The sequence below is a fragment of the Albidovulum sediminicola genome (assembly GCF_025751575.1).
GTDB lineage: Bacteria > Pseudomonadota > Alphaproteobacteria > Rhodobacterales > Rhodobacteraceae > Albidovulum > Albidovulum sediminicola.
In genome coordinates this window covers 1-25,855 of the sequence record NZ_JAOWLA010000013.1, presented here as the reverse complement: position 1 = coordinate 25,855, position 25,855 = coordinate 1, and the positions used below count along the sequence as shown (strand labels likewise).

Below are 25,855 nucleotides of genomic sequence, written 5' to 3'. Positions count from 1 at the left end.
TCACTCCGCCGCAACGTGGTCGGCGTCATGCGCCAGCCGGTCGCGCTCAAGCGGGCCGGGGGTGACGACTTCGCGCCGCGGCACAAGGATCGCGTAGATGAAGAGCACCGCGCCCAGAACCACGGCCACGCCGGAGCCGAAGCGCATCGCGTAGAACACCCAGAGCTGGTCCTGGACCTCCATGTAGCTCATGCCCAGGACGCGTTGCAGGTGCGTCTGAACCGTGCCCGCGAAGGTCAGCGTGAAGGTCATGAACACCACGCCACCCGACATCAGCCAGAACGCGGCCATGTTGAGCACCTGGTTATAGGGGTCCCGCCCCTTCAGGTGCGGCATTGCGTAGCTGATGATCGCGAGGTTGAGGCAGACATAGGCGCCGTAGAAGGCGAGGTGCCCGTGCGCGGCGGTGATCTGCGTGCCGTGGGTGTAGAAGTTCACCCCGTGCAGCGTGTGCAGGAAGCCCCAGACACCCGCGCCGAAGAACGCCAGCGTCGCACAGCCGAGCGACCAGAGAAGCGCCGCCTTGTTCGGGTGGTCGCGGCGGCCCTTCCAGACCATTACGAAGGCAAAGGCCATCATCGCGAAGAACGGAACGACTTCCAGAGACGAGAAGATCGAGCCGATCCACTGCCAGTAACCCGGCGTGCCGATCCAGTAGTAGTGGTGCCCGGTTCCGAGGATACCCGAGAAGAGCGCGAGCGCGGCGATGACGTAGAGCCACTTTTCCACCACTTCGCGGTCGACGCCCGTCAGCTTCAGCATCAGGAAGGCGAGGATCGAGGCCATCACCAGTTCCCAGGTGCCTTCGACCCACAGATGGACGACATACCACCAGTACATCTTGTCGAGCGCGAGGTTCGCCGGGTTCACGAAGGCAAAGAGGAACAGCAGCGCCAGGCCCCAGAGGCCCAGAAGCAAGATGTTCGTGATCGCGGTCTTCTTGCCCGAAAGCACCGTCATCGAGACGTTGTAGAGGAAGATGAGCGCCGCGACGACGATGCCGGCCTTGACCCAACGCGGCTGTTCCAGGAACTCGCGCCCCTCACGCCCCAGAAGGAAGTTGCCCTCGAAGAGGTTGAAGAAATAGGTGACGACCACGCCCGCGGTGCCCAGCACGAAAATCGCCAGCTGCAGATAGGCGAGCTTGGGGGAGTGGATCTCCCGCTCCGATTCCTCGGGGATGAGGTAGTAGGCGGCGCCGAAGAAGCCCAGCAGGAGCCAGACGATCAGGCTGTTCGTGTGCAGCATCCGGCCAACGTTGAACGGCAGGATCTCGGACAGGAAGGTGCCATCGACATAGATCCAGCCGAGGACCAGCCCCAGCGAGACCTGGACGGCGAAAAGCACCATCGCGACCAGGAAGTAGGCCAGCGCGATCTTTTGCGATTGATATTTCATGGTTCTGTCTCCTCAGCCCGCGTCGTTCGGCGGCCAGTCCTGGGCGCGGATCTTGTTGGTCCACAGCAGGAAGTCGGCAAGGTCGCGGTATTGCTGGTCGGTCAGGTTGAACTGGGGCATCTGCCGGCGCCCCTCGATGCCCGTGGGCATGGCGTCCATCCAGCCCTTCAGCGTGTCGAAGGCCGCCTCGGGGTCGTCCGCCACGCCCCAGCGGGTCATGACGTTCGCCAGTTCCGGGGCGAAATAGGCGCCCTCGCCCAGGATCGTGTGGCAGTTGATGCAGGCCTTCTCTTCCCAGACGCGCTTGCCTGCGGCGACGCTGTCGGTCAGCGACGCTTCATCGGTGGATGTGGAGGTTATGTAGTTGTGCGAGTGAACCGTGAGGCCCACGAAGATGATGATGAAGAACAGCGACCCGCCGTAGAAGATGTTGCGGGCCATGCTCTTGGTCATGACTTCGCGCATGGCGGAATCCTTCCCGGAGCGGTTTCAGGTAACGCTGGTGTGATCGAAGCGGCGGCGCAGGGCCTTAACAAAAGTCAACCCGAGGCTCCGGTTCTGTTGTCAGGCGGCAATTTCGATCCGTGCGCCGGGAAATGCCCGCAGTGCGGCGTCCATGGCCGGGCGCTCCATCAGGCAAAACGCCGTGGAGAGCGCGTCCGCCACCGCTGCCTCCGGCGCGCTGACCGAAACGGTGGACCAAAGCGGCGCTTGCCCGGCGGGGCCGAGGATATGCGCCTGTCCCCCGCCGATCACCGTGCCCAGGGGCGAAGACGTGGCGAGCGCCCGGTTCAAGAGCCGGCTTTCGGCCAGGCGCGACCCGGACGGCGCGGCGATCGCAGCGATCCAGTCGCCGCCGTCCTGACGGTGGCCCAGCGCCTGCACCTCGCCCATGTCGATGAGCGCATCGCCGTAGCCCTCCGCCCGCAAGAGCGCGGCGATCCGGTCTGCGGCCCAGCCCTGCGCGATCCCGTTGAAGGTCAGGGCCTGACCGGGCGCCAGACGTATCTCCCGCTCCTCCACCCTGACCCGGTTCCAGCCGATCGCGGCGCGGGCAGCCTCCGTATCGCCGCCCTCGGCCCTCGCGCGCCAAAGCGGCTGGACCGTCGGATCGAACGCGCCATCGGTCGCGGCGTGGGCCCGCGCGCACAGCCCCATCAGCGCGCGAAACTCCGGCGATGGCCAGGCCAGGTGCCCGTCCCGGTTGAGCCGCGTCAGCGCCGAATCGCGGCGGAGCGAAAAGCTGGCCTCGATCCGCTCGATCTCGGCCTCGACGCGGCGCAGCGTCCGGCGGGCGCGCAGCGGATCGGCACCGACAAGGCGCAGCGACAGCGCCGTACCAAATCCGGCCCCTTGCCATTCGACCGTCGGCGCGGCCTCGGCACGGGCGGCACACAGGCATGCGGTCATCATCAGGAAGCGGCGGCGGTTCACGGTGCGGGCCTCCCAACCGGCGCGCGCGGCAGGAGCCAGGCCGGGATCAGCGCCGCAAGTACGAGCGCGAAGGCCGCGATCCAGAGCCCGCCCGCGACCAGCGTGGCGGGCGTGTGCAGCGCGGGCAGCGCCCCGCCCAGATAGCGCAGCAGCGCGGCAAGCGGCATCAGCACATAGGCGACGGTGACAGCGGTGGGCGCAACCAGAGGCCGCCCGGTGTGGCCCAGCGTTGCGCGCGACAGGACCGACAGCGTCATGCCCCCGACCGCGCCGATGCCCAGAAGATGCAGCGCCGCGATCTCTGACCCGATGTTCAGGCTTGCGAGGCCAAAGGCCAGAAGCCCCGCCCCGGTCAGACCGTAGGACAGGTGCAGCGTCCAGAGGATCGGCCGCCGCACCGTCCAGGCACTGCGCCAGAGCGTCAGGCGGGCCAGCGCCGCAGCCCCCGCGAGGATTGCTAGCGCACCAATGATCAACTCGGGAAGCCCTACAAGGACAACGGGCGGCAGCGCCAGAGCGGGGGCGATGGACAGGATCGCAAGGGCCTTCGGATTCTGCGGCAACCGATCCTCTCGCCCCGAGGCGGCCATGGCATTGCGCGTGAAGCCCGGCGTCACCCGTCCGCCGAGGATGACGATCATCGCGATCAGCGTCAGCAGGCCCGCGCGCAACCCCTGCTCAACCCCGTCGGACAGCAGGCCAAGCCATTCGAGATGGCAAAACAGGTTGGCGGTCCAGAGGAACCCCAGCGCAAGCAGGAAGATCAACTGCTGCGGCTTTGGGCGCGCCAGGAGTTGCGCGGCGATCTTCGCGGCCAACACCGGAAGGAACGCCAGATCCGCCGCCGCGACCAGGACCGGCGGCAGCGACGCGCCCCCCCACATCGCCAGCCGCCCGGCCAGCCAGACCAGGAACGCGAGCGCGATGAAGCGCTGTGCCGCCCCCTTGGCGCCGGTCCAGTTCGGCACCGCCGTCAGGAAGAACCCGCCCAGCGTCGCCGCGCCATAGCCGAAGATCATCTCATGCGCATGCCAGATATGGGGGGCTTGCGCGGCGGGCAGCGCGCCCCAGCCGCCGGCGGCCTCGACGCCAAGATAGGCCTCCCACTGCCCCATCGCGGCAAGGGCGAAGAGGCAGGCGGCAAGAAAGAAGATCCGGAAGCCTTCCGAGAACAGGCGCTTGATCATTGGGACGCGGCCTCCGCCCGCGCCCGGCGCTTGAGCACCGGGCATTGCGTCCCGTCGTTCATGATCACCTGGCAGCGCAGGCAAAGGACGCATTCGTTGGGGTTGATCCGGCCGATCGCATCGATCGCGCCGACCGTGCATTTGGTCTCGCACATCCGGCATTCGCGGCCGCATTGCGGGCGCCGCTTCAGCCAGTCGAAGATCTTCAGCTTCGCCGGAATCGCAAGTCCCGCGCCCAGCGGGCAGAGATAGCGGCAGAAGAACCGCTCGACGAAAAGCCCCGCGAAGAGGAGCGAAAGCGCGAACAGGACAAAGGGCCAGGCGCGCAGGAAGCGCAGCGAGATGGCGGTCTTGAAGGGTTCCACCTCCGCCGCGATCAGCGCGTCGTGCATGGAATAGAAGGACAGGGCGAGGATGCCGACGAAGGCCGTGTACTTGATGACCCAGAGCCGCTCGTGCAGCGCTTGCGGCACGGCGATCTGTTTCACCGCCAGCTTCTGGGCGGCAGCATTGGTCAGTTCCTGCAAGGCGCCAAAGGGGCAAAGCCAGCCGCAATAGACCCCACGCCCCCAGAAGAGCATGCCAAGCGCGGTGAAGCCCCAGAGGATGAAGATCACCGGCTCGATCAGGAAGGTTTCCCAGCGGAAGCCGGTCAGCAGCGAATGGATGAAGGCCACGACCTGAACCACCGAAAGCTGGCCGTTCAGCCCCATGCCCAGGACAATGAACGTCGCAGCAAGGAAGGTGAGCCGTCCGGTCCGCCACAGCCGCGGGCGGCGCGTGATCCATTCCTGCGCAAACAGGATTAGCGTCAGCAGGGTCAGCATCAGCGCGACGATGGCGATCTGCGGCCGCTTGACCTGCCAGGCGGAGACCCAGAGCGGCTCGGCCTCCGGCGGCGGGGCAAGGCGGAAGGCCTCGGGCAGCGCATAGGGAAGTGCGACGACCATCGAAACCTCGCCCGTGGCGGTCGGCCGGGTCGCCCGCACCTCCAGCGTGAAGGGCCGGGTGGGGTCGATTTCGACCGGTAGGGCGAAAAGGCTGATCTCCTTCATCTTCGGGGCGCCATACGCCGCCAGCCGCTTCTGCATCTGGTAGCGGTCCTCGGTCGGCTGCCAGCGGGTGCCGCCCTGGACCACGGTCAGCCGGTCGAAAACACCGGTTCGTTTCCAGTCCGTGCCGCGATGCGACTGCACGCCCGAGGACATGACAGCCAGCGCCGCGCCGCCCGCACCCAGGTTGCCGACCGCCTTGGTGAAATCCTGCTGCCCCAGCAGGTTGCGCCCCACGGTGGGCGTGTCGATGATCCCCGCCCAGAGGTGCAGGAAGTCGCCCGGCCCAGCCTCCACCGGCACCTTCGCCCCGGCAAGCGCACGGGACGCCTCGGCCATCGTCACCCGCGTTTCGGCAAGCGCGCCCATCGCCAAAAGGTCGTCCCAGGTGGCGGGCGCGTAGCTCAGGCGGTCTACACCGCCACTGCCGGCGATGACGCCGCGCGCGATGGCGAGCGTGCGCGCGGTGCGCAGGATGCCGTCTCGGATCACGCCGGTCGAAACCGTGGCGCGGCTGATCACGTCAGGAAGCCCCTGCGGCGCGGCCGCCGGTCCGGCAGCGTTCAGATCGTAGCCCGCGAACCCCGCGACGTAGGCCGCGATGTCGGCGTCCGAGATCCCGAGCGTCAGCACCGGTTCGTCGTGGCGCACCAAAAGCGCGCCGCCGATACGGCCCTCGGGCGTCACCGCCACGAGCACGTCGAGCGGGCGGCCGGAATAGCCGACCGACCCCGCGATTTCCCAGGTGGACCCCACATGGCCCACAGCGGCACCACCGGCGGCACCACCGGCGGCACCACCGGCGGCGACGGTCCAACCCGGCACGCCGCCCTCTTCGCGCATGATCTGGACGGGGCCGGAAAGGCCAAGCATCAGGGCCGCCTCTTCAGGGCTTGGCGGGCGCAGATCCGGCGCGTCCTCGGCCAGCGGCCCGCCCGCCAGAGCAGGCAGGGCCAGAAGGCAGTTGAGGCTCAGAAGGCGCAGGATGCGGAACATACTTCCCCCATTGCGCAATCCGTCGCGGGCCAGCCTTAACGAAAGTCAAGGCACGGTTGCGTGAACAGGCCGAAGGATACCGCCAGCCTCACCAGCTGAACGGAGAGATTCCATGAGACCCCAAGCCACTTCAGCCCGGACAGTCCTTTTGGGCAGTGTCGCGCTGGCGCTGGGTCTTCTCGCCGCGCCCGTCTTCGCGCAGGAGAAGCCCAAGGAGCACACCGACGGACCGGCGGCCGCCTATGAGCCCTCGATGACCACGCTCGCCGAGATCCATGTCGAGATCCCGGGCCTCAAGCCCGATGATCCGGTCATGACGCAGGAGGAGTTCCAGCGCGGCACCCAGATCTACTTCGAGCGTTGCGCGGGCTGCCACGGGGTTCTGCGCAAGGGCGCGACGGGCAAGCCTCTGACCCCCGACGTCACGCGTGAGAACGGCTTCGATTACATCAAGAGCTTCATCACCTACGGCTCGCCTGCGGGGATGCCCAACTGGGGGACCTCGGGCGAGCTGACCGAGGAAGACGTGGACCTGATGGCCCGCTACGTGCTTCTCGATCCGCCGCAGCCGCCGGAATGGGGCATGCCGGAGATGAAGAACAGCTGGAAGGTCCTGGTCGAACCCAAGGACCGGCCGACCGCGAAGATGAACGACATCGACATCGACAACCTGATGTCGGTGACGCTGCGTGACGCGGGCCAGATCGCGCTGATCGACGGCGGCACCTATGAGATCAGGGCGGTGATCGACACCGGCTACGCGGTGCACATCAGCCGCATCTCGGCCTCGGGGCGCTACCTCTTCGTGATCGGTCGCGACGGTCTGGTCAACATGATCGACCTCTGGATGGAGACGCCGGCGACGGTGGCCTCGATCAAGATCGGCATCGAGGCCCGCTCGGTCGAAACCTCCAAGTTCGAGGGCTACGAGGACAAATACGCGATCGCCGGCAGCTACTGGCCGCCGCAATACGTCATCATGGACGGCGACACGCTGGAGCCGCTCAAGATCGTCTCGACCCGCGGCATGATCTACGACGAACAGATCTACCACCCGGAACCCCGCGTGGCCTCGATCCTGTCGTCGCACTACAAGCCCGAGTTCATCGTGAACGTGAAGGAGACCGGGAAAATCCTCTTCGTCGATTACACCGACCTGAAGAACCTCAAGTCGACCGAGATCGAAGCGGAACGCTTCCTGCATGACGGCGGTTTCGACAGCACCCACCGCTACTTCCTCGTCGCGGCCAACGCCCGTGGCAAGGTCGCGGTCGTCGACACCAAGGAAGACAAGCTGACCGCGCTGATCGAGACCGGCGGCGCGACCCCGCACCCGGGCCGCGGCGCGAACTTCGTCCACCCGGTTTACGGGCCGGTCTGGTCGACCTCGCACCTTGGCGACGAATCCGTGGCGCTGATCGGGACCGACCCGGAAGGGCACCCCGACCAGGCCTGGAAGATCGTCGACAGCTTCTACGCCCTTGGCGGTGGCTCGCTCTTCATCAAGACGCACCCGAACAGCCAGCATCTTTACGTCGATGCGCCGCTGAACCCGGATGCGGAGGTGTCGGGCTCGGTCGCGGTGTTCGACATCCCCTCGATGGGCGGCGATCCCGATGTGGATCCGGAGTTCACGACCCTTCCGGTCGCGGAATGGGCCGGCATCCCCGAAGGCCAGCCGCGCGTCGTGCAGCCGGAGTTCAACAAGGAAGGCACCGAGGTCTGGTTCTCCGTCTGGAACGGCAAGTCTCAGGAATCGGCCATCGTTGTGGTCGATGACAAGACGCTGGAACTGAAGAAGGTCATCAAGGACGAACGCCTCGTCACGCCGACGGGCAAGTTCAACGTCCTCAACACCCGCGACGACGTCTACTGACGCCTGCGCGTTCCCGGCGGGGGATACCCCACATGCCCCCCGCCGGGCCCTTTCCTAGAACCGCCAGCCGAACGGGTGAGCCATGAAAGACCATTGCGACGGGCCCATCAGGGGCCATGTCCATCTCATCGGCGCCGGACCGGGCGATCCCGACCTTCTGACGATCAAGGCGCTGCGCACCATCCAGAAGGCCGACGTGGTGGTCCATGACCGGCTTGTCAGCCCTGAGATCATGGCGCTGGTGCCACCCGCCACGCGGCGGATCGATGTGGGCAAGCTTCCGAAATTCCACAAGATTCCCCAGGAAGCGATCAATGCGCTTCTGATCGACCTCGCACGCGAGGGGCTAAATGTCGCGCGGCTGAAGGGGGGCGACCCCCTGATCTTCGGCCGCGGCAGCGAAGAGGCGGAGGCCCTGCGCGCCGCCGGGCTGCCCGTGAGCTATGTGCCCGGCATCACCTCCGCCCAGGGCGCGGCGGCCTCCACCGGCGTGCCGCTGACCCATCGCGGGCTTTCGACCGGGGTGCGCTACGTGACCGGCCACCGGGCCAAGGACGCCGCGCTCGACCTCGACTGGGCGTCGCTTGCCAGCGAGGAAACCACGCTTGTCGTCTACATGGGCGTTTCCAACATCGCCGAGATCGCGCTGCAACTGATCCGCCACGGCCTTTCCGCGAAGATCCCGGTGCTGGCCGTTTCCGCCGCGACGACCCCGCGGGAGACGCGGCTTCTCTCCACGCTCGGCGCCATCGGGGCCGATATCGCGGCGGCCCAGCCCGAGGCGCCGGTGCTTTTCGTGATCGGGCGTGTCGCGGGCATGTACCCGTCCATCGCGCTTGCCGATGCGGGCCTGTGCGAGGGCGCGGGCATGGCGGCCTATGCGTAGCCTGCTGCTGCTCCTGGCGCTGGCCTGGCCGGCCGCCGCCGAGGTCGCCCCCGACCGCGCGGCGGAGCTTGAGCACATGGTCACGCAGGACTGCGGGTCGTGCCACGGGCTGACGCGCAAGGGCGGGCTCGGCAGTCCGCTGACGCCCGAGGCGCTGGCCGGCGCCGAAGCGGAAGGCCTTGCGACGATCATCTTAGACGGCATCCCCGAGACCGCGATGCCGCCCTGGCGGCCGCTCTTGACCGAAGAAGAGGCGACCTGGATCGCCCGCTACCTGAAACAGGACTGACCGATGAAACGCGCATTCGTGATGCTCGCCCTTTGTGCCTCTCCCCTATTCACCTCCCCGGCTCTGGCGGACGCGACCGGCGATCTTGGCCTGGTGATCGAGCGCGCGACCGGCAGCCTCTTGGTGATCGACCGCTCCGACCATGCCGCAGTCGGCCGGGTCGAGGGCTTGGGCGACCTGTCGCACGCCAGCCTGACCTACAGCCCCGATGAACGCTTCGCCTATGTCTTCGGCCGCGATGGCGGGCTGAGCAAGGTGGACATGCTGGAACGGACGGTTGTCGCCCGGACGGTCCAGGCGGGCAACTCCATCGGCGGGGCGATCTCGGATGACGGATCGCTGGTCGCGGTGTCGAACTACGAGCCCGGCGGCGTCAAGGTCTTCGACGCCGGAACCCTCGGCCTCGTCGCCGACATCCCGGCGGAGGGCAAGACCATCGGTCTGGTCGATGTGCCCGGCCGCCGCTTCGCCTGGACGGTCTGGGACACGGGCGAGGTCTTCCTCGGTGATTTCGCGGGGGCGGAGCCGCAGATCACCGCGCTCGGCAATGCCGGCAAGAACCCCTTCGACGCGGTCATCACCGATGACGCGCATACCTACCTCGTGGGGCTTTTCGGCGAAAAGGGCGTGACGGCCTATGACCTCTGGTCGGACCAACCCGAACCGCGCAAGTTCCTGACCGACTACGGCAAGACCGAAGAGGACATGCCGGTCTACAAGATGCCGCACCTTCAGGGCTGGGCCTTCACCGAGGGTCAGTACGCGCTGCCCGCCGTCGGACATCACGAGCTCCTCTGGGTGGACCGTGCGAGCCTTGAGGAAGTCGCCACCACGCCGGTCCATGGCCAGCCGGTCTTCGTCATCGCGCAGCCGGCCTCCCCCTATGTCTGGGTGAACTTCGCCACGCCGCTCAACGACACCGTTCAGGTGGTGGATTCCCGCACCCACACGGTCGTCGCGACCCTGAACCCCGGCAAAGCCGTGCTGCACATGGAGTTCGCCCCGCGCGGCGCCGAGGTCTGGATCAGTTCGCGCGACGATAACAAAGTCCTGATCTACGACACCCGCACGCGCGAAAAGGTTGCCGAGATCGCCGCCGACGCGCCCAGCGGCATCTTCTTCACCGCGCGCGCGCACCAACCGGGGCTGTGACCATGCAGGGCCGTGATCCGATCGATACCCGCCTTCTGGATGAATTCCAACGCGATCTGCCGCTGGTGGAACGTCCCTTCGCGGCAATGGCCGCGGCGCTCGCCATCCCCGAAGGGGACGTGATCGAACGCCTCGCGCGGCTCAAGGCCGAAGGCGCGGTCGCGCGCGTTGGCGCGACGGTCCGGCCCAACACCGCGGGCGCTTCAACCTTGGCGGCGGTGAGCGTGCCCACGGCCCGGATCGAGGAGGTCGCAGCGATCGTCAACGCCGAACCGGGGGTCAACCACTCCTACCTGCGCGAGGACGACTGGAACCTGTGGTTCGTCGCCACCGCGCCCGATGCCGTCGCGTTGGAGGCTAGCCTGAGGCGGCTGGAGACAGACACGGGCCTGAAGGTCCTCGACCTCAGGCTGGTGCGGGCCTTCAACATCGACCTCGGTTTCCGCCTGTCGGGCGCGCGCCGGGCGATGGCGCCTGACGCTGGCGCCCGGCCGCTCGCCCTGACGGAGGAGGACCGCGCGCTTTTGGCCAATCTTTCACGGGGCTTGCCGCTGGTCCCCCGCCCCTTCGCCGCTCTGGGCCTTGCCGAGGCGGAGGCGCTGTCGCGGATCGCGACGCTGCTTCATGCGCGCGTCATCACCCGGCTCGGCGTCATCGTGCGCCACCGCCCGCTCGGCTGGACGGCAAATGCCATGGTGGTCTGGGACCTGCCGGAACCCCAGATCCCGGCAGCGGGAGCCGCGCTTTCGGCCCTGCCGGGCGTGACGCTTTGCTACCAACGCCGGACGGCGCCGGACCTCTGGCCCTTCGCGCTCTACTCGATGATCCACGGGCGCAGCCGGGCAGAGGCGCTGGCCGTTCTCGACCAGGCGCGCGCGCTTCCCGAGCTGGCGGGCGCCAGCGCCAGGCCGCTCTTTTCCACCCGCTGTTTCAAGCAGACCGGGGCTTTGATCGCGGTGGCGGCATGAGACGCGCGCCCCTTCCCCCCGATACGCTCGATGCGACCGACCGCGCCGTTCTCAACCGCCTGCAAGAGGGGCTGCCCATCACCCACCGTCCCTTCGCGGAGGCCGCCGAGAGCCTGAGCCTGTCCGAGGCAGAACTGATCGATCGGATCGCGCGCCTGCGAGAAATCGGCGCGATCACGCGCTTTGGGCCGTTCTACGACGCCGAGGCCATGGGCGGCGCCTTCTGCCTTTGCGCGATGGAGGTCCCGCCCGCGCGTTTCGAGGAAGTCGTGACTTTGGTCAATGCCTTGCCCGAGGTGGCGCACAATTATGAGCGCACGCACAGGCTGAACATGTGGTTCGTCCTGGCTTGTGAAAAGCCGGACGGGGTCACAAGGGCCGCCCAGCGCATCGAGCGGGAAACGGGGCTGAAGGTCCTGTGCTTCCCCAAGGAAAAAGAGTTCTTCATCGGGTTCCGGGTCACCGCATGAACATCGACGCCACAGATCGCCGGATCATCGCCGCCACCTCGGGCGGGCTGCCGCTGGCGCCGGCGCCCTTCGCCGAGGTCGCCAACTGGCTGGGCCTGAGCGAGGACGAGGTCTTGGCACGGGTCGCGGCGATGCAGGCGGCGGGCGTCATCCGGCGCATCGCGGTCGCCCCCAACCACTACGCGCTTGGCATGGTCGCCAACGGGATGAGCGTCTGGGACGTCGATGACGCCCAGGTGGACCTGCTGGGCCCCAAGGTCGGCGCGCTCGACTTCGTCAGCCACTGCTACCGCCGCCCCCGCGCCCTGCCCGGCTGGCCCTACAACCTCTTCGCCATGCTGCACGGCAGCACCCGAGAAGAGGTCGCGGCCAAGCGCGAAACCGTCGCCGCGCTTCTCGGCCCGGCCTGCCGTGGTCACGACATTCTTTATTCCACCCGCATCCTGAAAAAGACCGGGATGCGGCTTTCCGGGGAGGGCTGAGATGTTCCGCCTGACGCAATACATGCACGAGCTTGTCACGCCGACGCCGGTCCGCCGGCGCAACGGGCCGGTCAAGCCGGTGGTGATCTGGAACCTGACGCGGCGCTGCAACCTGCGGTGCCGGCATTGCTACACGACCTCGGCCGATGTGGCGTTCCCGGGTGAGTTGACGCATGAACAGGCGATGGGCGTGCTTGACGACCTCAAGGGCTTCTGCATCCCCGCACTGATCCTTTCGGGTGGCGAACCGCTCAGCCGCTTCGATTTCTTCGAGCTCGCGGAACGCGCCAAGGCCCTGGGCTTCCGCCACCTGTCGCTCTCCACCAACGGCACGCGGATCGCGGAGAACATCGACCGCATCGCGGCGATCGGCTTCGACTATGTCGGAATCTCCGTCGACGGCCTGGGCGCCACGAACGACTGGTTCCGCGGCGTCGAGGGCGCGTTCGATGAGGCGCTGGCGGGCGTGCGCGCCTGCAAGGCGCGTGGCGTCAAGGTGGGCCTGCGCTTCACCATCACCGATGCGAACGCGAGCTTCCTTCCCGGCATGCTTGACCTTTGCGAGGCCGAGGGCGTGGACAAGTTCTACCTCAGCCATCTTGTCTACGCCGGGCGCGGCGACAAGCACCGGGGCGAGGACACCGAACACGCGCTCAGCCGCTCGGCGCTCGACCTGCTGCTGGACCGCGCCTGGACCGCCGTGTCGAACGGGCATCCGCTAGAGGTGGTGACCGGCAACAACGACGCCGACGCGGTCTACTTCCTGGCCTGGGTGGAGCGGAACTTCGGACCCGCGAAGGCCGCGCATGTGCGCGCGCATCTGGAGGCCTGGGGCGGCAACTCCTCCGGCCTTGGCGTCGCCAATATCGACCCGCAGGGCAAGGTTCACCCCGACACCTACTGGTCGGACTACACCATCGGATCGGTGAAACAGACGCCCTTCAGCCAGCTCTGGACCGGCGACGACCCGATGCTGGCGACGCTGCGCACCCGTCCGCGCCCGCTGAAAGGGCGCTGCGGGGACTGTGCCTTCAAGGCGGTCTGCGGTGGGAACACACGCATCCGCGCCCTTCAGGTCACAGGCGACCCCTGGGCAGAGGACCCCGCCTGCTACCTGACCAATGCCGAAATCGGCGTCGAGGAGGCCGACCGGCTGACCGTCACGCCCTTCCGCGGGAAAAGCCATGATCCGGCTCATCGCTTCGTTTAGCCTTCTTGCCTCGGCCGCGCTTGCAGCACCCGATGGGGCCACGATCTACGCCGATCTCTGTTCCTCATGCCACGCGCAAACGCGGCTTGGCGGGACAGGCCCGGCGCTGATCCCCGAAAGCCTGGGGCGCCTCAAGGGCGACAAGCTTGAGGCCGTCATTGCCGAGGGCCGGGCGATGACCCAGATGCCCGCGTTCAAGGCCACGCTGACGCCCGGCGAAATCGCGGCCGTCGCATCCTACGTCTCGGCCCCGCTTGCCGAAGCGCCGCTCTGGACCGAGGCCGAGATCGCCGCCAGCCGAGACCTGAACCCCGGCTACAGCCCGGCCACAGCGCCGGTCTTTGCCGCCGACCCGATGAACATCACGCTGGTCGTGGAAACCGGGGACAGCCACATCTCGGTTCTCGACGGCGATACCTTCGAGGTGCTCGACCGGTTCGAAACCCCCTTCGCCGTCCATGGCGGCCCGAAGTTCTCGCCCGACGGGCGCTATGTCTTCGTCATGTCGCGCGATGGCTGGGTCCAGAAGTACGACATCTGGTCGCTGCAGGAGGTGGGTCGCGTCCGGGCGGGCCTCAACAGCCGCAACATCGCGATGAGCCACGATGGCAAGTGGATCGCGGTCGCGAACTACCTGCCCATGACGCTGACGATCCTCTCGACCGGGGACCTGTCCGTCGCCAAGGTGATCGAGGTGACGGGGCGCAAGGGCACGCCCAGCCGCGTCTCCGCCGTCTACCAGGCGCCTGACCGCGAGTCCTTCATCCTCGCCCTGAAGGACGTGCCCGAGATCTGGGAGGTCGCAACCGACCCCGACGCGGGCCCCTATCACGACGGCTTCGTCCACAGCCATGAGGCGGGGATGGAGGAATCGCTGGCCGCGGAAAAGGGCCTGTTCGCCCGCCGCCGGATCGATGTCTCGGCCCCCTTGGACGATTTCTTCTTCGACCACGGCTACCGCAACCTGATCGGCGCCAACCGCGAGGGGGAGACGGGCGTTGTCGTCAACCTCGACGTGGGCCGGGAAATCGCGGATCTGCCGCTGCCGGGCATGCCGCATCTGGGCTCCGGCATCAGCTGGATGCGCGACGGACGCCGGGTGATGGCGGTGCCGCACCTGAACGAGGGCCGCATCAGCGTCATCGACATGACGGACTGGAGCCTCGTCAAGACGATCGAAACCTCGGGCCCGGGCTTCTTCCTGCGTTCACACGACGGCTCGCCCTACTTCTGGGCCGATGTCTTCACCGGGCCGAACAAGGGCCAGATGCATATCATCGACAAGGAAACGCTCGAGGTCGTGAAGGTTCTGACCCCGGAGCCTGGGAAGACCGTGGCCCACACCGAATTCACCAAGGACGGTCGCCACGCGCTGGTCTCGGTCTGGGAACAGGACGGCGCGGTGATCGTCTTTGACGCGACGACCTTCGAGGAGGTCCGGCGCCTGCCGATGGTGAAACCCTCGGGGAAATACAATGTCTGGAACAAGATCACCTTCGAAGACGGCACCAGCCACTGAGAGTCTCTGGAAGCTTGGCGCGATCCTCTGGCCCTTCGTTGCCGGGGCGGTCGCGATCAACCTGTTCCTCCTGGGGCTGATCTTCCACGCCGCCGGCTGGGCCGAGGCGATCGCGCCGGTCACGGCCCTTCTCTGGGCGCTGCCGCTATCTGTGCCCGCGACTTGGGCCGCCGCGCGCTGGGTGCGAAGCCTGATCCGTGAGGCCGAAGAGGGATAGCGGCCAGCCGGGCGCCCTGCCCCGTCGCCGGACCCTTCCCGCTCAGGCCGGTTCGGGCGGGTCCGCCAGCACACCCTTGCGCATTCTTTCGAAGCTCATCGAGATATGGGCGCGCTGGATGAGCGAGGCAGCATGAAGATCTCCGATCCTGAGCGCCCGCAGGATGTCATCGACCTCGCGGCAGAATACCTCCACCTCGTCGATCAGGTCGATGCGGGAGGCGAAGACGGATTTCAGCCAAATTCGCGTCGTCCTGAAATAGAGCCGCTCGGAGACCTCGCGCAGCGGCTCGTTCGTCGTCAGCCGCAGCAGCGCCAGAAAGAAATCGACGTTGATCTTGGCGAACCGGCGCGGGTCGGGATCGGCGACCAGCGCGTGGGACTGCTCGGCCAGCCGGTCGAACTCCGCCCAGAGGGCGGCGTCGGGCGCCACCGGGTCGAGCTTCCCCGTCAACTCGGCAAGCTCCAGCCGCAGCCGGTAGGTCTGGACAAGCTCCTCGATCTCGACATCGGTCACGAAGGTCCCGACCCCGTGGACCGACTGGACAAGGCCCTCCCCCTCCAGGCGCGCAAGCACACGGCGCAGCGGCGTCCGGCTGGTGCCGAATTCGGCGGCCAACGCCTCCTCGGACAGGCGGGTTCCCGGCGCGTAATCCAGAAGGCAGATCCGGTCGCGGATCTCGCTGTGCATCCGCTCGAACCGGTCGCGGGCGCTCCGGGTGATATCGGCTACCTCTACGTTCACGGTGTCGGGGCCTCTCGCGGTTGTTGGCGTTGGGGACGCTCACAGCCGGGCGGCGCACTGTCCGCCCGGTCCACGCCCACCCGGTCTAGCGGGACCGTTCCGGCATTTCCTGGGCGGGTCAAGCGAAACCTCGCCACCCAGAGCATGCCTGTGCCCGAACCGCCCCGCGCGCTCAGTCCTTCACGAAAAGCTGGCGCTCGACCGAGCAGAAGGGCTCCGCCGGGCCGCTTTCCGTGATCAGGATCGACTCGGTCGTCTCCAGCCCCCAGTCCTTCAGCCACAGGCCGGGCATGAAGTGGAAGGTCATCCCGGGCTCCAGCACGGTTTCATCCGTCGCGCGGAACGAGGCCGTGCGCTCGCCCCAGTCGGGCGGATAGGAAAGCCCGATCGGATAGCCACAGCGGCCCGCGCGCTTGATCCCGATCTTCTCAAGCTCGGCGCCCAGCGCGTTAGCCACATCACGGGTCCGGTTGCCCGCGCGCGCGGCCTCCAGCCCGGCCTCCAGCCCGGCGTTCAGCGCCTCTGCGGCGTCGATCATGTCCTGCGGCGGCTTGCCAAGATGCACGGTCCGGCAAAGCGGCGCGTGGTAACGCCGGTAGCAGCCGGAGAGTTCGAAGAACGTGGCCTCCCCCGCCTTCATCGGCTCGCCGTTCCAGGTCAGGTGCGGGGCGGTGGCATCCACGCCCGACGGGGTCAGCGGCACGATCGCGGGGTAGTCGCCCCAGGCCTCATCCACACCGAGGATGCCCGCGCGGCTGATTTCGGCCACAAGCTCGTTCTTGCGCAGGCCCGGACGGGCCAGCTCGATCCCGAGCCGCACGATCCGCTCCGAGATCTTCGCCGCGTTGCGCATGAACGCGATCTCCTCGGGCGATTTCACGAGGCGCTGCCAGTTCACAAGCGCCGTCGCATCGACGAGCCGGGCATTGGGCAGTTCCGCCACAAGCGCCAGATAGGCCTTGGCGGAGAAATAGTAGTTCTCCAGTTCCACGCCGACCCGCGCGCGCTCCAGCCCCATGTCGCCGAGGCGCTTGGCAAGGTCCTCCATCGGGTGGCAGGTGGTGGACTGGATGTAGCGGTCGTCATAGCCGATGACCTTGTCGTCATCCATCCAGACCGTGCGCAGCGCGCCGTTGGCGTCCTGGTTGCGCCCCCACCAAACCGGATCGCCCTCCATCGGCAGGATCACACCCTGGTGCACGTAAAAGGACCATCCGTCGTAGCCAGTCAGCCAGGCCTGATTCGACGGGTCGGTCACGAACAGGACGTCGATGCCGGCCTTTTCCATCGCGGCACGCGTCTTCGCCAGACGCCGCGCATATTCGGCCGCGCTGAAGGGTGCGTTCTCCAATCCCATGCGTTCCTCACTAAGGTTCTGGGTTATTTGTGCACAACGCTAGGCAGATTCACGAACCCCCGCAAGATAAATGCTCAGATATGTCCGCTTATTGCCAGAAATTTTCTTGACACATGAAGTTCGAAAGCAATGATGTGCACAACCTAACGTCCCCGACTCTGCGGATCGCGGGCAACCATCAGGGAGAACGGCATGCTTAGATCTACTTTCTTGACCACACTCGCCGCCGGGATCGCGCTTGGCGCGTCTACCGTCGCGGCCCTCGCCGGTCCGCTGATGGACCGCATCAACGCCGGGGAAACCGTCCGCCTGGGCTTCGCGAACGAGGTTCCCTGGGCCTATCCGGGCGAAAACAATGCCCCGCTCGGCTTCGTGAACGCCTATGTGCTCGGCGTGCTGCACGAGATGGGCCATGACAACATCGAGCCGGTCGTGACCGACTGGGGCGGGCTGATCCCGGGCCTTCAGGCCAGCCGCTTCGACCTTATCACCGGCGGCATGTACATCCTCGGAAGCCGTTGCGAGAACGTGACCTTCTCCGAGCCGATGGCGAAGGTGTCCGACGCCTTCATCGTCAAGACCGGCAACCCCGAGGGCATTTCGACCTACACCGACTTCGTCGCGAAGAACGCCACCATGGTGACCGGCGCGGGCTTCAACACGGTCGAGGCCGCGCTGAAGGAAGGCGTGCCGGAAGCGCAGATCATGCAGGTCCCCGGCCCGACCGAAATCCTGGCCGCCGTTAAGGCCGGCCGCGCCGCCGCCGGCGCCGTCACCTTTTTCACCGCGCAGGAGCTTGCCAAGAACTCCGGTGGCGAGATCGAGGTGACCGATCCCGGCGCGCTTCCCGACTGGACGCAGAACTGGGTCGGCATCGGCTTCCGTGACGAGGACGCCGATTTCGTCGCCGCCTTCAACGAGGCGCAGGCGAAGTACCTCGGCTCGCCCGAGATGCTCGCCGCGGTGGCCGAGTACGGCTATGACGAAAAGGTCCTGCCGGGCGAAGAAAGCACCGAATGGGTCTGCGCGAACCGCTGATCGCTATTTTCTGACCTGACCGCGCGGCGGGCCCCGGCAAAGGGCCCGTCGCGGCGCCTCAATCGATCGGAGCGGCCATATGTCTTATCCGGAGTTCCTGGCCCAGTATGGCGGCCGCTACATCGACGGCGCGCTGATCACGGCGGCGCAATTCCTGCTCGCGGCGGCGCTGGCGGTCGTGATGGCCCTGATCATGGGCGTGATGAAGCTGTCCGCGAACCCGGTCTCCAAGGGCATCGCCGTCGTCTATATCGAGTTCTTTCGCGGCACGTCGCTGCTGGTCCAGCTGTTCTGGCTGTTCTACGTGCTGCCGCTGTTCGGGCTGACGTTCGATAAGTTCACAACGGGCTTCGTTGCCGTCGGGCTGAACCTCGGCGCCTATGGGGCCGAACTGGTCCGTGGCGCGATCCAGTCCGTTCCGAAGGGCCAGTGGGAGGCGTCCTATGCGCTCTCGATGTCGCCAGCCACCCAGATGCGCCGGATCATCCTGCCGCAGGCCTTCGTCGCGATGCTGCCGCCCTGGGGCAACCTGATCATCGAGTTGCTGAAGGGCACCGCGCTCGTCGCGCTGATCGCGGTCTCGGACCTGATGTTCGAGGCGCGGCAGATCAACGGCTCCACCTATCTCTCGGCCCAGGCCTTCGGCACGGCGCTGATCATCTATTACATCTTCGCCCGCTTCCTGATCACGCCTTTCATGCGCTGGCTCGAACGGGCCATGGCGCGCCGCCTGGGGAGGGGTTGAGCCATGCAGTGGAACTGGGAATTCACCTACGAGATCATGCCCCGCATGCTTTGGGCGACGCTCAACACGCTGATGGCGGCGGGCGTCGGCTATGCGATCGCGGTGGTTCTGGGCCTTGCCCTCGCACTGGCGCAGCGCACGCCCTACCGCGGCCTGACACTCGTCGTGCGCGAGGTGGTGGAGTTCATCCGCTCCACCCCCCTCGTCCTGCAGATCTTCTTTGTCTACTACGTTGGCCCGCAATACGGGCTGAACCTCAGCCCCTGGGTGGCGGGCATGATCGCCATCGGGCTCCACTATGCCTCCTACCTGTCGGAAGTTTACAGGGGCGGCATCGAGTCCGTTCCCAAGGGCCAGTGGGAGGCCTGCATCGCCCTCAACATGACGCCGGTGAAGACCTACTTCCGCGTGATCATCCCGCAGGCGCTGCCGCCCTCGGTCGCCGGAATGGGCAACTACCTTGTCGGGATCTTCAAGGACACGCCGATGCTGTCGGTGATCGGGGTCGCCGAACTCATGCATGCCGCCAATGCGATCGGCGGTCAGCACTACCGCTACCTGGAGCCCTATACGATCGTCGGCGTGGTTTTCCTGATGATCTCGCTGCCCTCGGCCGGTCTGATCCGCGCATTCGAGGCCTGGGTGCGCCGCAAACTGGGAATGAGATGATGGAAGACATGTCGCACTATCCGCTGGAACTGACCGGGCCCGACGTGCCCATGGTCCGCTTCATGAACGTCACCAAGCGCTATGGCGCGCTGACCGTGCTCGACGATCTCAACCTCGACGTAACCGAGGGGGAGATGGTGACGATCATCGGCCCGTCCGGCTCCGGCAAGACGACGGTGCTGCGCATGCTGATGACGCTTGAGACGATCAACAGCGGCGTGATCTACGTGGATGGCAAGCCGCTGACCCACATGCCGAAGAACGGTGTGCTGGTTCCGGCGGATGCGAAATACCTGCGCCGCGCCCGTGCCTCGATCGGGATGTGCTTCCAGCATTTCAACCTCTTCCCGCATATGACGGCGCTTGAAAACTGCATGGAGGGGCCGGTGCAAGTGCTGGGCCTGTCCAAGCGGGAAGCCCGCGAGCGGTCCGAGGAGCTTCTGGAAATGGTCGGCATGATCGACAAGAAGGACCAGCACCCGTCCCGCCTGTCGGGCGGCCAGCAGCAGCGCGTGGCGATCGCCCGCGCGCTCGCCATGCGCCCCAAGGTCATGTTGTTCGACGAGGTCACCTCCGCCCTCGACCCCGAGGTCATCGGCGAGGTGACGAACGTCATCCGCAGGCTTGTTTCCGAACACAACCTGACCATGCTGATGGTCACCCACCAGATGGGCTTCGCGCGCGACATCTCGGACCGGATCTGCTTCTTCTTCGGCGGCAGGATCGAGGAACAGGGGCCGCCCGACGCGCTGTTCGGAAACCCGCAGCGGGACCGCACCAAGCAGTTCCTCTCTGCCGTCAAGGAAGCGGATTGAATGGACTTCTCGCTGGCCGATATCCTCGCCGCGCGGCGGGTCATCCGGGGCGTGGCGGACGCGACGCCCTTCGTCCCCTCCCCCTTCATGACGCGGGCCTCTGGGCAGGACTTCCTTCTGAAGCTCGAAAACATGCAGCCGATCGGCGCGTTCAAGCTGCGCGGCGCGGTCAACGCGGTCATGACGCTGCCCGATACCGTCGGCGGGGTCACCTGCTGCTCGACCGGGAACCATGGGCGCGGCGTCGCCTTCGCGGCGGCCCGGCGCGGGATGAAGGCGGTGATCTGCATGTCGAAGCTGGTGCCACAGGCCAAGGTCGACGGCATCCGCGCGCTCGGCGCCGATGTGCGCATCATCGGCACCACGCAGGACGAGGCGATGTACGAAAGCCAGCGCTTGTGCGAGACCGAGGGGCTGGTGGAGATCTCCCCCTTCGACGATCCGAAGGTGATCGCGGGCCAGGGCACCATCGGGCTTGAGATGCTGGAGGCGCGGCCGGACCTCGCGACGCTGCTCGTGCCCCTTTCGGGCGGCGGGCTTGCCGCGGGGGTTTCGGTCGCCGCGAAGGCGATCAGTCCGAAGATCCGGGTCGTCGGCATCACGATGGACCGGGGCGCGGCGATGTATGCCTCGATCCGCGCGGGGCACCCGGTCGAGGTGCCGGAATACGCCTCGCTCGCCGACAGCCTCGGCGGCGGGATCGGGCTGGAGAACCGGCTGTCTTTCCCGCTCTGCCGTGACAATCTTGATGATGTGGTGCTGGTGACCGAGGAAGAGATCCGCCACGCCATGCAGGTCCTTTACTACGAGGACCGGATCGTGGCCGAGGGCGCCTCGGTCGTGGGCCTCGCGGCGGTGCTGGCGGGCAAGGTTGCATCGGATGGCCCGATCGGCACGATCGTCACCGGGCGCAACCTCGACATGGCCGCCTTTACCCGGATCATGGCGGGCGAGGATGTGCAGATCGGCGATCTGAGCGTGAAAGGAAAACACTATGGCGCATGACATCCAGATCGTCACCGAGGCGGAACTGCGGCAGGTCGTTCATCTGGACCTGACCACGGTCGATGTGATCGAGGCCGCCTTCGCCGCGCTGGCCCGTGGCGGTGTGGTGATGCCGCCGATCATGTCCATGGACCTGCACGAGGTGAACGGCGAGGTCGATGTGAAGACCGCCTATATCCCCGGCTTCGACGGTTTCGCGATCAAGGTCAGCCCGGGTTTCTTCGACAACCCGAAGATCGGCCTGCCCAGCCTCAACGGTCTGATGATCCTCTTTTCAGCCAAGACCGGGCTGGTGGAGTCGCTCTTCCTCGACAACGGCTACCTGACCGACATCCGCACTGCCGCCGCAGGCGCCGTCGCCGCGCGGCACCTTGCCCCGGAAACGGTCGAGACGGCGGGCGTGATTGGCACCGGCGTCCAGGCACGGCTTCAGATCGAGGCCGCGCATCTGGTCCGCCCCTTCACCCGCGTCCTCGTCCATGGCCGCGACATGGGCAAGGCCCGCGCCTGCGCCGCCGACCTGGCGGCCTCGCTGAACATCGTGGCCGAGGCCGTTGCGGACCCCGCCGCGCTGGTCGCTGAAAGCCAGCTGGTCGTGACGACCACGCCCGCGCGCGCGCCGCTGATCAGGGCCGAATGGCTGCACCCCGGGCTCCACATCACTGCGATGGGCTCGGACCAGACCGGCAAGAACGAGATCGAGCCCGCGGCGCTCATGGCCGCCGACGCCTATGTCTGCGACCGCGTCAGCCAGTGCGAGGTTTCGGGTGAGCTGGAGGCCGCGCTGGCCGCCGGCGTCTGGACCAAGGGCACCCCCGCCGAACTGGGCGAGGTCATTGCCGGCCAGAAGCCCGGCCGCACAGCGCCCGACGACATCACCATCTGCGACCTGACCGGGACCGGCGTTCAGGATACTGCCATCGCCACCCATGTCCGCGCCCGGTTCGGCAAGGCGGGGACGATCATCCAGGCATGAACGATGTTCAGGAACCCCTTCTCCGACAAGGAACTTTCCCGGCGCATCGCCGCCGTTCGCGGCGAGATGGCCGCGCGCGGCCTTGACCTCGCGGTCTTCTCGGCGCCCGAGAGCGTCTTTTACCTGACCGGGCTTGACCACTGGGGCTATTTCGCGCCGCATCACCTGATCGTGCCCGCCGAGGGTGAATTGGTTCTGGTCACCCGCCAGATGGAGCGGGTGACAATCGAGAACCAGGTCAGGAACGCGCGCTTCTCCGGCCACTCCGACAGCGTGACCCCAGCCAGCCACCTTGCGCGGGAACTGGGCAACCTGACCGGCAAGCGGGTGGGCTTCGAAACCGCCTCCTCCGGCTTCACCTTCGCGGCGGGCAAGGAACTGACGGTCATGCTGGGTGGATCGGCATGGTCCGACATCTCGGACCTGACCGACGCGCTGCGGCTGGTGAAATCGCCCGAAGAACAGGCGCTGATGCGCGCGGCCGCCAAGGCCTCCGACGCAGGCACAATGGCTGCCATCGCCGCGATCCGCGATGGCGCGCGCGAAGCGGACGTGGCGGCCGAATGCACCGCCGCGATGATCCGCGCGGGCTCGAACCCGCCCGGCTTCGGCCCCTTCATCCGCCCCGACCACCGCATCGCGGAAGAACACACGACATGGGGCAACGGCACCTACAAGGACGGCGGGCGTGTCATGCTGGAGCTTGCTGGCTGCGTCTCGCGCTATCACGCGCCGATGGGCCGCCTGATCCATCTGGGCCATATCCGCGACGAGGATGCCGCGATGGCCGAAATCGCCAAGCGCGCGTTCGAGGCGAGCCTGCAGGGCCTCCGCCCGGGCCGCCGCGCGCGCGATGTCTACGCCGACTGGCAGGCCGTCGTGGACGATGCCGGGATGCCCCACTACCGCCGCCATCATTGCGGCTATCTTGTCGGCCTGGGCTTTCCGCCCTCCTGGACGGGCGGCAACAAGGTCACCGGCCTGCGCCACGACAGCGATCTTGAGATCAGGGAGGGCATGAGCTTCCACCTGCTTTCCTGGTTCACCGAGACCGGGCGAGGGGATTTCTTCGTCTCCAACTGCGCACTTCTGGGTCCGAACGGACCAGAGCTGTTGACGACGGCGCCGATGGGGCCGACGGTGCTCTGAACCATGAAGCTCGACGATCGCGATATTCAGATCCTGCGCGTCCTCTCGACCGAGGGGCGCATCACCAAGGCGGCTCTGGCCGAGCGGATCGGCCTGTCGCCGACACCGTGCTGGGACCGGCTGAAGAAACTCGAAAAGGCGGGACTGATCGAGGGCTACCGCGCCGAAATCAGCCTGCGAAAACTCGGCCCCCATGTCACCGTCTTCGTCGCGGCGGAACTGGCCGATCACACCGCCGCCAGCTTCCGCGCCTTCGAGGATGCTGTGAGGCGCTACGAGGAGGTCGTGGCCTGCTGGGCGCTCGGGGGCGGCTACGACTATCTGTTGCAGATCGTCACCCGCGACATCGACGCCTACCAGCGGCTGATCGACCAGATGCTGGACGCCCGCATCGGACTTGCGCGCTATTTCACCTACATCGTCACCAAGCCGGTGAAGGGGTACGGCGCGCCACCCTTCGACGTTCTGCTGGGCGCCGGCTGATCCGGTCTGCCAGGCGCGCCTGCGGCAGAGGATTCTTCTGCCGATAGATCCAACTTCGGTCTCCCTGACTGCCCGTGACGGCCATGATGCCGGGGACTTCGAGCAGGAGGATCAGATGCTGGATACCGCGCCCCCGGCGCTTGCGCACATCACGGACAAGAAGCTGTTCCGCAGCTTTTCCTATATCGGCGGCAAATGGTGCGCCGCCGCGACGGGTGATACGCTCACCGTGACCGATCCCGCGACCGGCGAGGCCGTGGGCGAGGTTGCGAGCCTCTCCGCAGCCGAGGCCACCCAGGCGGTCGATGCCGCGCAGGCCGCCTTCGCGGGCTGGGCCGCGCTTCTGCCGCAGGAACGCTCCGCGATCCTGCGCCGCTGGTTCGAACTGATCCTTGCCCACAAGGACGACCTCGCGCGGATCATGGTGCTGGAACAGGGCAAGCCGCTTTCCGAAGCCGTGGGCGAGATCGACTACGGCGCGGCCTTCGTCGAGTTCTACGCCGAAGAGGCGAAGCGCCCGAACATCGAAGGCGTCACCAGCCACCTGCCCGACGCCGAGGTCGAGCTTTGGCGCGAGCCGGTCGGCGTCGCGGCACTGATCACCCCCTGGAACTTCCCCTCGGCCATGCTGACCCGCAAGGCCGCGGCGGCGCTCGCGGCGGGCTGCACGGTCGTCTGCCATCCCTCGGCGGAAACGCCCTTCTCGGCGCTGGCGCTGGCGGAACTGGCGGAACGCGCAGGCGTTCCGGCCGGTGTCTTCAACGTCGTCACCGGCCTCGCCCCCGTCATCGTGGAACCCTGGACCAGGGACACCCGCGTGCGCGCCCTGTCCTTCACCGGCTCGACCGAGGTCGGGCGGCTCCTTTACCGGCAGTCGGCCGACACCGTGAAGCGCCTAGTGATGGAGCTTGGCGGCCACGCCCCCGTCCTGGTCTTCGCGGATGCCGATCTCGACAACGCGGTGGCCGAGACGATGAAGGCCAAATGGGCGACCTCTGGCCAGGACTGCCTTGGCGCCAACCGGATCTACGTCGAACGCCCCATTTACGACGCGTTCTGCAAGCGCTTCACCGAGGCGACTGCGGCCCTGACGATCGGGCCGGGGATGGAGGACCGCGATATCGGCCCGCTGATGAACGAAAAGGCCGTGGCCAAGCAGGAGGAGCATGTGGCCGACGCGCTGGCAAAGGGCGCAAAGCTGGCCTGCGGCGGCAAGCGTCACGCGCTTGGCCCGCTCTTCTACGAGCCGACGGTGCTCGTGGATGTGCCGGCCGACGCCCGGATCCTGTCGGAGGAAACCTTCGGCCCGGTGGCGCCGATCCTGCCCTTTGACGCCGAGGACGCGGTGATCGCCCAGGCCAACGCCACCGAATACGGGCTTGTCGCCTATATCCACACCCAGGACCCGCGCCGGATCTACCGGCTGTCACGGGCGCTCCAGTTCGGTATGGTCGCGGTGAACCGGACCAAGGTCACCGGCGCGCCGATCCCGTTCGGGGGCACCAAGCAGTCCGGACTTGGCCGCGAAGGGGCGCGGCTGGGGATGGAGGAATTCACCGAAATCAAGTACGTCTGCCGCGACTGGGCATAAGAGGGAGAAGACACATGCTGAAGAACGACCAACTTGACCAGTGGGACCGGGCGTCCTTCTTTCATCCCTCGACGCATCTGGCGCAGCATGCGCGCGGCGAAAGTCCGAACCGGGTGATCCGGACGGCCTCGGGCGTGCATATCGAGG

26 protein-coding genes are annotated in these 25,855 nt (G+C 66.9%); 19 read left to right on the top strand and 7 right to left on the bottom strand.

Going from position 1 to position 25,855, the window contains the following annotated elements; translation table 11 throughout:
* The 5 genes from OE647_RS13900 to OE647_RS13880 all read right to left on the bottom strand — a co-directional run bounded on the left by OE647_RS13900 (position 1) and on the right by OE647_RS13880 (position 6,067).
* The gene (locus OE647_RS13900; RefSeq protein WP_263722359.1) at positions 1 to 1,398 is read right to left on the bottom strand and encodes a cbb3-type cytochrome c oxidase subunit I; all 1,398 of its coding nucleotides are present in this window, start codon (positions 1,396 to 1,398) and stop codon (positions 1 to 3) included.
* A gap of 12 nt (positions 1,399 to 1,410) precedes the next feature.
* A complete protein-coding gene (locus OE647_RS13895; RefSeq protein WP_263722358.1) occupies positions 1,411 to 1,863 on the bottom strand; it encodes a c-type cytochrome in 453 nt (150 codons plus the stop codon).
* A gap of 99 nt (positions 1,864 to 1,962) precedes the next feature.
* The gene (locus tag OE647_RS13890) at positions 1,963 to 2,832 is read right to left on the bottom strand and encodes an FAD:protein FMN transferase (protein WP_263722357.1); all 870 of its coding nucleotides are present in this window, start codon (positions 2,830 to 2,832) and stop codon (positions 1,963 to 1,965) included.
* Positions 2,829 to 4,019, bottom strand: a complete 1,191-nt coding sequence (locus OE647_RS13885) for an NnrS family protein (RefSeq protein WP_263722356.1) — start codon at positions 4,017 to 4,019, stop codon at positions 2,829 to 2,831. Before OE647_RS13885 ends, OE647_RS13890 begins: the two co-directional genes overlap by 4 nt.
* Positions 4,016 to 6,067 (bottom strand): NosR/NirI family protein, encoded by a 2,052-nt coding sequence (locus OE647_RS13880; protein WP_263722355.1) that lies wholly within the window; start codon positions 6,065 to 6,067, stop codon positions 4,016 to 4,018. The genes OE647_RS13885 and OE647_RS13880 overlap by 4 nt, the downstream gene beginning before the upstream one ends.
* A 112-nt stretch (positions 6,068 to 6,179) precedes the next feature.
* On the opposite strand from OE647_RS13880, the gene OE647_RS13875 reads away from it, so the two are divergent.
* The 10 genes from OE647_RS13875 to OE647_RS13830 all read left to right on the top strand — a co-directional run bounded on the left by OE647_RS13875 (position 6,180) and on the right by OE647_RS13830 (position 15,136).
* Positions 6,180 to 7,943, top strand: a complete 1,764-nt coding sequence (locus OE647_RS13875; protein ID WP_263722354.1) for a nitrite reductase — start codon at positions 6,180 to 6,182, stop codon at positions 7,941 to 7,943.
* Between the two features lie 82 nt (positions 7,944 to 8,025).
* Entirely contained in the window at positions 8,026 to 8,829 is an 804-nt protein-coding gene (gene cobA, locus OE647_RS13870) for a uroporphyrinogen-III C-methyltransferase (protein WP_263722353.1), read from the top strand.
* Positions 8,822 to 9,118: a c-type cytochrome gene (locus OE647_RS13865; protein WP_263722352.1), complete on the top strand. Its 297-nt coding sequence runs from the start codon at positions 8,822 to 8,824 to the stop codon at positions 9,116 to 9,118. The genes cobA and OE647_RS13865 overlap by 8 nt, the downstream gene beginning before the upstream one ends.
* Positions 9,119 to 9,121: 3 nt before the next feature.
* Positions 9,122 to 10,270 carry a cytochrome D1 domain-containing protein gene (locus OE647_RS13860; protein ID WP_263722351.1) on the top strand — a complete coding sequence of 383 codons (1,149 nt, stop codon included), beginning with the start codon at positions 9,122 to 9,124 and terminating at the stop codon, positions 10,268 to 10,270.
* 2 nt (positions 10,271 to 10,272) lie between these two features.
* Complete coding sequence (ahbB, locus tag OE647_RS13855; RefSeq protein WP_263722350.1) at positions 10,273 to 11,238, top strand: siroheme decarboxylase subunit beta; 966 nt, start codon at positions 10,273 to 10,275, stop codon at positions 11,236 to 11,238.
* Positions 11,235 to 11,708 (top strand): Lrp/AsnC family transcriptional regulator, encoded by a 474-nt coding sequence (locus tag OE647_RS13850; protein WP_263722349.1) that lies wholly within the window; start codon positions 11,235 to 11,237, stop codon positions 11,706 to 11,708. Before ahbB (OE647_RS13855) ends, OE647_RS13850 begins: the two co-directional genes overlap by 4 nt.
* Positions 11,705 to 12,190: a siroheme decarboxylase subunit beta gene (gene ahbB, locus OE647_RS13845; RefSeq protein WP_263722348.1), complete on the top strand. Its 486-nt coding sequence runs from the start codon at positions 11,705 to 11,707 to the stop codon at positions 12,188 to 12,190. Before OE647_RS13850 ends, ahbB (OE647_RS13845) begins: the two co-directional genes overlap by 4 nt.
* A gap of 1 nt (position 12,191) precedes the next feature.
* Positions 12,192 to 13,400 carry a heme d1 biosynthesis radical SAM protein NirJ gene (nirJ, locus tag OE647_RS13840; protein WP_263722347.1) on the top strand — a complete coding sequence of 403 codons (1,209 nt, stop codon included), beginning with the start codon at positions 12,192 to 12,194 and terminating at the stop codon, positions 13,398 to 13,400.
* Positions 13,375 to 14,919 (top strand): nitrite reductase, encoded by a 1,545-nt coding sequence (locus tag OE647_RS13835; protein ID WP_263722346.1) that lies wholly within the window; start codon positions 13,375 to 13,377, stop codon positions 14,917 to 14,919. Before nirJ ends, OE647_RS13835 begins: the two co-directional genes overlap by 26 nt.
* On the top strand, positions 14,876 to 15,136 hold the full coding sequence (locus tag OE647_RS13830; protein ID WP_263722345.1) for a hypothetical protein: 261 nt from the start codon (positions 14,876 to 14,878) through the stop codon (positions 15,134 to 15,136). The genes OE647_RS13835 and OE647_RS13830 overlap by 44 nt, the downstream gene beginning before the upstream one ends.
* A 42-nt stretch (positions 15,137 to 15,178) precedes the next feature.
* On the opposite strand, the gene OE647_RS13825 is transcribed toward OE647_RS13830, so the two are convergent.
* Positions 15,179 to 15,880 (bottom strand): GntR family transcriptional regulator, encoded by a 702-nt coding sequence (locus OE647_RS13825; RefSeq protein ID WP_263722344.1) that lies wholly within the window; start codon positions 15,878 to 15,880, stop codon positions 15,179 to 15,181.
* A 172-nt stretch (positions 15,881 to 16,052) separates the two neighbouring features.
* Positions 16,053 to 17,237, bottom strand: a complete 1,185-nt coding sequence (locus OE647_RS13820; protein ID WP_263722343.1) for a M24 family metallopeptidase — start codon at positions 17,235 to 17,237, stop codon at positions 16,053 to 16,055.
* Positions 17,238 to 17,429: 192 nt separating this feature from the next.
* On the opposite strand from OE647_RS13820, the gene OE647_RS13815 reads away from it, so the two are divergent.
* The 9 genes from OE647_RS13815 to OE647_RS13775 all read left to right on the top strand — a co-directional run bounded on the left by OE647_RS13815 (position 17,430) and on the right by OE647_RS13775 (position 25,708).
* Entirely contained in the window at positions 17,430 to 18,275 is an 846-nt protein-coding gene (locus tag OE647_RS13815) for a transporter substrate-binding domain-containing protein (protein WP_263722342.1), read from the top strand.
* Between the two features lie 79 nt (positions 18,276 to 18,354).
* Positions 18,355 to 19,020: an ectoine/hydroxyectoine ABC transporter permease subunit EhuC gene (gene ehuC, locus OE647_RS13810; RefSeq protein ID WP_263722341.1), complete on the top strand. Its 666-nt coding sequence runs from the start codon at positions 18,355 to 18,357 to the stop codon at positions 19,018 to 19,020.
* Between the two features lie 3 nt (positions 19,021 to 19,023).
* Positions 19,024 to 19,689 (top strand): ectoine/hydroxyectoine ABC transporter permease subunit EhuD, encoded by a 666-nt coding sequence (ehuD, locus tag OE647_RS13805; protein ID WP_263722340.1) that lies wholly within the window; start codon positions 19,024 to 19,026, stop codon positions 19,687 to 19,689.
* Complete coding sequence (ehuA, locus tag OE647_RS13800) at positions 19,689 to 20,504, top strand: ectoine/hydroxyectoine ABC transporter ATP-binding protein EhuA (RefSeq protein ID WP_318527949.1); 816 nt, start codon at positions 19,689 to 19,691, stop codon at positions 20,502 to 20,504. The genes ehuD and ehuA overlap by 1 nt, the downstream gene beginning before the upstream one ends.
* The gene (gene eutB / locus OE647_RS13795) at positions 20,505 to 21,509 is read left to right on the top strand and encodes a hydroxyectoine utilization dehydratase EutB (protein WP_263722339.1); all 1,005 of its coding nucleotides are present in this window, start codon (positions 20,505 to 20,507) and stop codon (positions 21,507 to 21,509) included.
* On the top strand, positions 21,499 to 22,485 hold the full coding sequence (locus OE647_RS13790; RefSeq protein ID WP_263722338.1) for a cyclodeaminase: 987 nt from the start codon (positions 21,499 to 21,501) through the stop codon (positions 22,483 to 22,485). The genes eutB and OE647_RS13790 overlap by 11 nt, the downstream gene beginning before the upstream one ends.
* A 3-nt stretch (positions 22,486 to 22,488) precedes the next feature.
* Positions 22,489 to 23,634: a M24 family metallopeptidase gene (locus OE647_RS13785; RefSeq protein ID WP_263722337.1), complete on the top strand. Its 1,146-nt coding sequence runs from the start codon at positions 22,489 to 22,491 to the stop codon at positions 23,632 to 23,634.
* Positions 23,635 to 23,637: 3 nt separating this feature from the next.
* Complete coding sequence (locus OE647_RS13780) at positions 23,638 to 24,117, top strand: Lrp/AsnC family transcriptional regulator (RefSeq protein ID WP_263722336.1); 480 nt, start codon at positions 23,638 to 23,640, stop codon at positions 24,115 to 24,117.
* A gap of 115 nt (positions 24,118 to 24,232) precedes the next feature.
* Entirely contained in the window at positions 24,233 to 25,708 is a 1,476-nt protein-coding gene (locus tag OE647_RS13775) for an NAD-dependent succinate-semialdehyde dehydrogenase (protein WP_263722335.1), read from the top strand.
* Positions 25,709 to 25,855 lie beyond the last annotated feature (147 nt).

Bases quoted from the DNA above. Each gene is read 5' to 3' on its own strand.
- OE647_RS13900 (WP_263722359.1), bottom strand. From the start codon at position 1,398: ATGAAATATCAATCGCAAAAGATCGCGCTGGCCTACTTCCTGGTCGCG.
- OE647_RS13895 (WP_263722358.1), bottom strand. From the start codon at position 1,863: ATGCGCGAAGTCATGACCAAGAGCATGGCCCGCAACATCTTCTACGGC.
- OE647_RS13885 (WP_263722356.1), bottom strand. From the start codon at position 4,019: ATGATCAAGCGCCTGTTCTCGGAAGGCTTCCGGATCTTCTTTCTTGCC.
- OE647_RS13880 (WP_263722355.1), bottom strand. From the start codon at position 6,067: ATGTTCCGCATCCTGCGCCTTCTGAGCCTCAACTGCCTTCTGGCCCTG.
- OE647_RS13875 (WP_263722354.1), top strand. From the start codon at position 6,180: ATGAGACCCCAAGCCACTTCAGCCCGGACAGTCCTTTTGGGCAGTGTC.
- cobA (WP_263722353.1), top strand. From the start codon at position 8,026: ATGAAAGACCATTGCGACGGGCCCATCAGGGGCCATGTCCATCTCATC.
- OE647_RS13865 (WP_263722352.1), top strand. From the start codon at position 8,822: ATGCGTAGCCTGCTGCTGCTCCTGGCGCTGGCCTGGCCGGCCGCCGCC.
- OE647_RS13860 (WP_263722351.1), top strand. From the start codon at position 9,122: ATGAAACGCGCATTCGTGATGCTCGCCCTTTGTGCCTCTCCCCTATTC.
- ahbB (WP_263722350.1), top strand. From the start codon at position 10,273: ATGCAGGGCCGTGATCCGATCGATACCCGCCTTCTGGATGAATTCCAA.
- OE647_RS13850 (WP_263722349.1), top strand. From the start codon at position 11,235: ATGAGACGCGCGCCCCTTCCCCCCGATACGCTCGATGCGACCGACCGC.
- ahbB (WP_263722348.1), top strand. From the start codon at position 11,705: ATGAACATCGACGCCACAGATCGCCGGATCATCGCCGCCACCTCGGGC.
- nirJ (WP_263722347.1), top strand. From the start codon at position 12,192: ATGTTCCGCCTGACGCAATACATGCACGAGCTTGTCACGCCGACGCCG.
- OE647_RS13835 (WP_263722346.1), top strand. From the start codon at position 13,375: ATGATCCGGCTCATCGCTTCGTTTAGCCTTCTTGCCTCGGCCGCGCTT.
- OE647_RS13830 (WP_263722345.1), top strand. From the start codon at position 14,876: ATGTCTGGAACAAGATCACCTTCGAAGACGGCACCAGCCACTGAGAGT.
- OE647_RS13820 (WP_263722343.1), bottom strand. From the start codon at position 17,237: ATGGGATTGGAGAACGCACCCTTCAGCGCGGCCGAATATGCGCGGCGT.
- OE647_RS13815 (WP_263722342.1), top strand. From the start codon at position 17,430: ATGCTTAGATCTACTTTCTTGACCACACTCGCCGCCGGGATCGCGCTT.
- ehuC (WP_263722341.1), top strand. From the start codon at position 18,355: ATGTCTTATCCGGAGTTCCTGGCCCAGTATGGCGGCCGCTACATCGAC.
- ehuD (WP_263722340.1), top strand. From the start codon at position 19,024: ATGCAGTGGAACTGGGAATTCACCTACGAGATCATGCCCCGCATGCTT.
- ehuA (WP_318527949.1), top strand. From the start codon at position 19,689: ATGGAAGACATGTCGCACTATCCGCTGGAACTGACCGGGCCCGACGTG.
- eutB (WP_263722339.1), top strand. From the start codon at position 20,505: ATGGACTTCTCGCTGGCCGATATCCTCGCCGCGCGGCGGGTCATCCGG.
- OE647_RS13790 (WP_263722338.1), top strand. From the start codon at position 21,499: ATGGCGCATGACATCCAGATCGTCACCGAGGCGGAACTGCGGCAGGTC.
- OE647_RS13785 (WP_263722337.1), top strand. From the start codon at position 22,489: ATGTTCAGGAACCCCTTCTCCGACAAGGAACTTTCCCGGCGCATCGCC.
- OE647_RS13780 (WP_263722336.1), top strand. From the start codon at position 23,638: ATGAAGCTCGACGATCGCGATATTCAGATCCTGCGCGTCCTCTCGACC.
- OE647_RS13775 (WP_263722335.1), top strand. From the start codon at position 24,233: ATGCTGGATACCGCGCCCCCGGCGCTTGCGCACATCACGGACAAGAAG.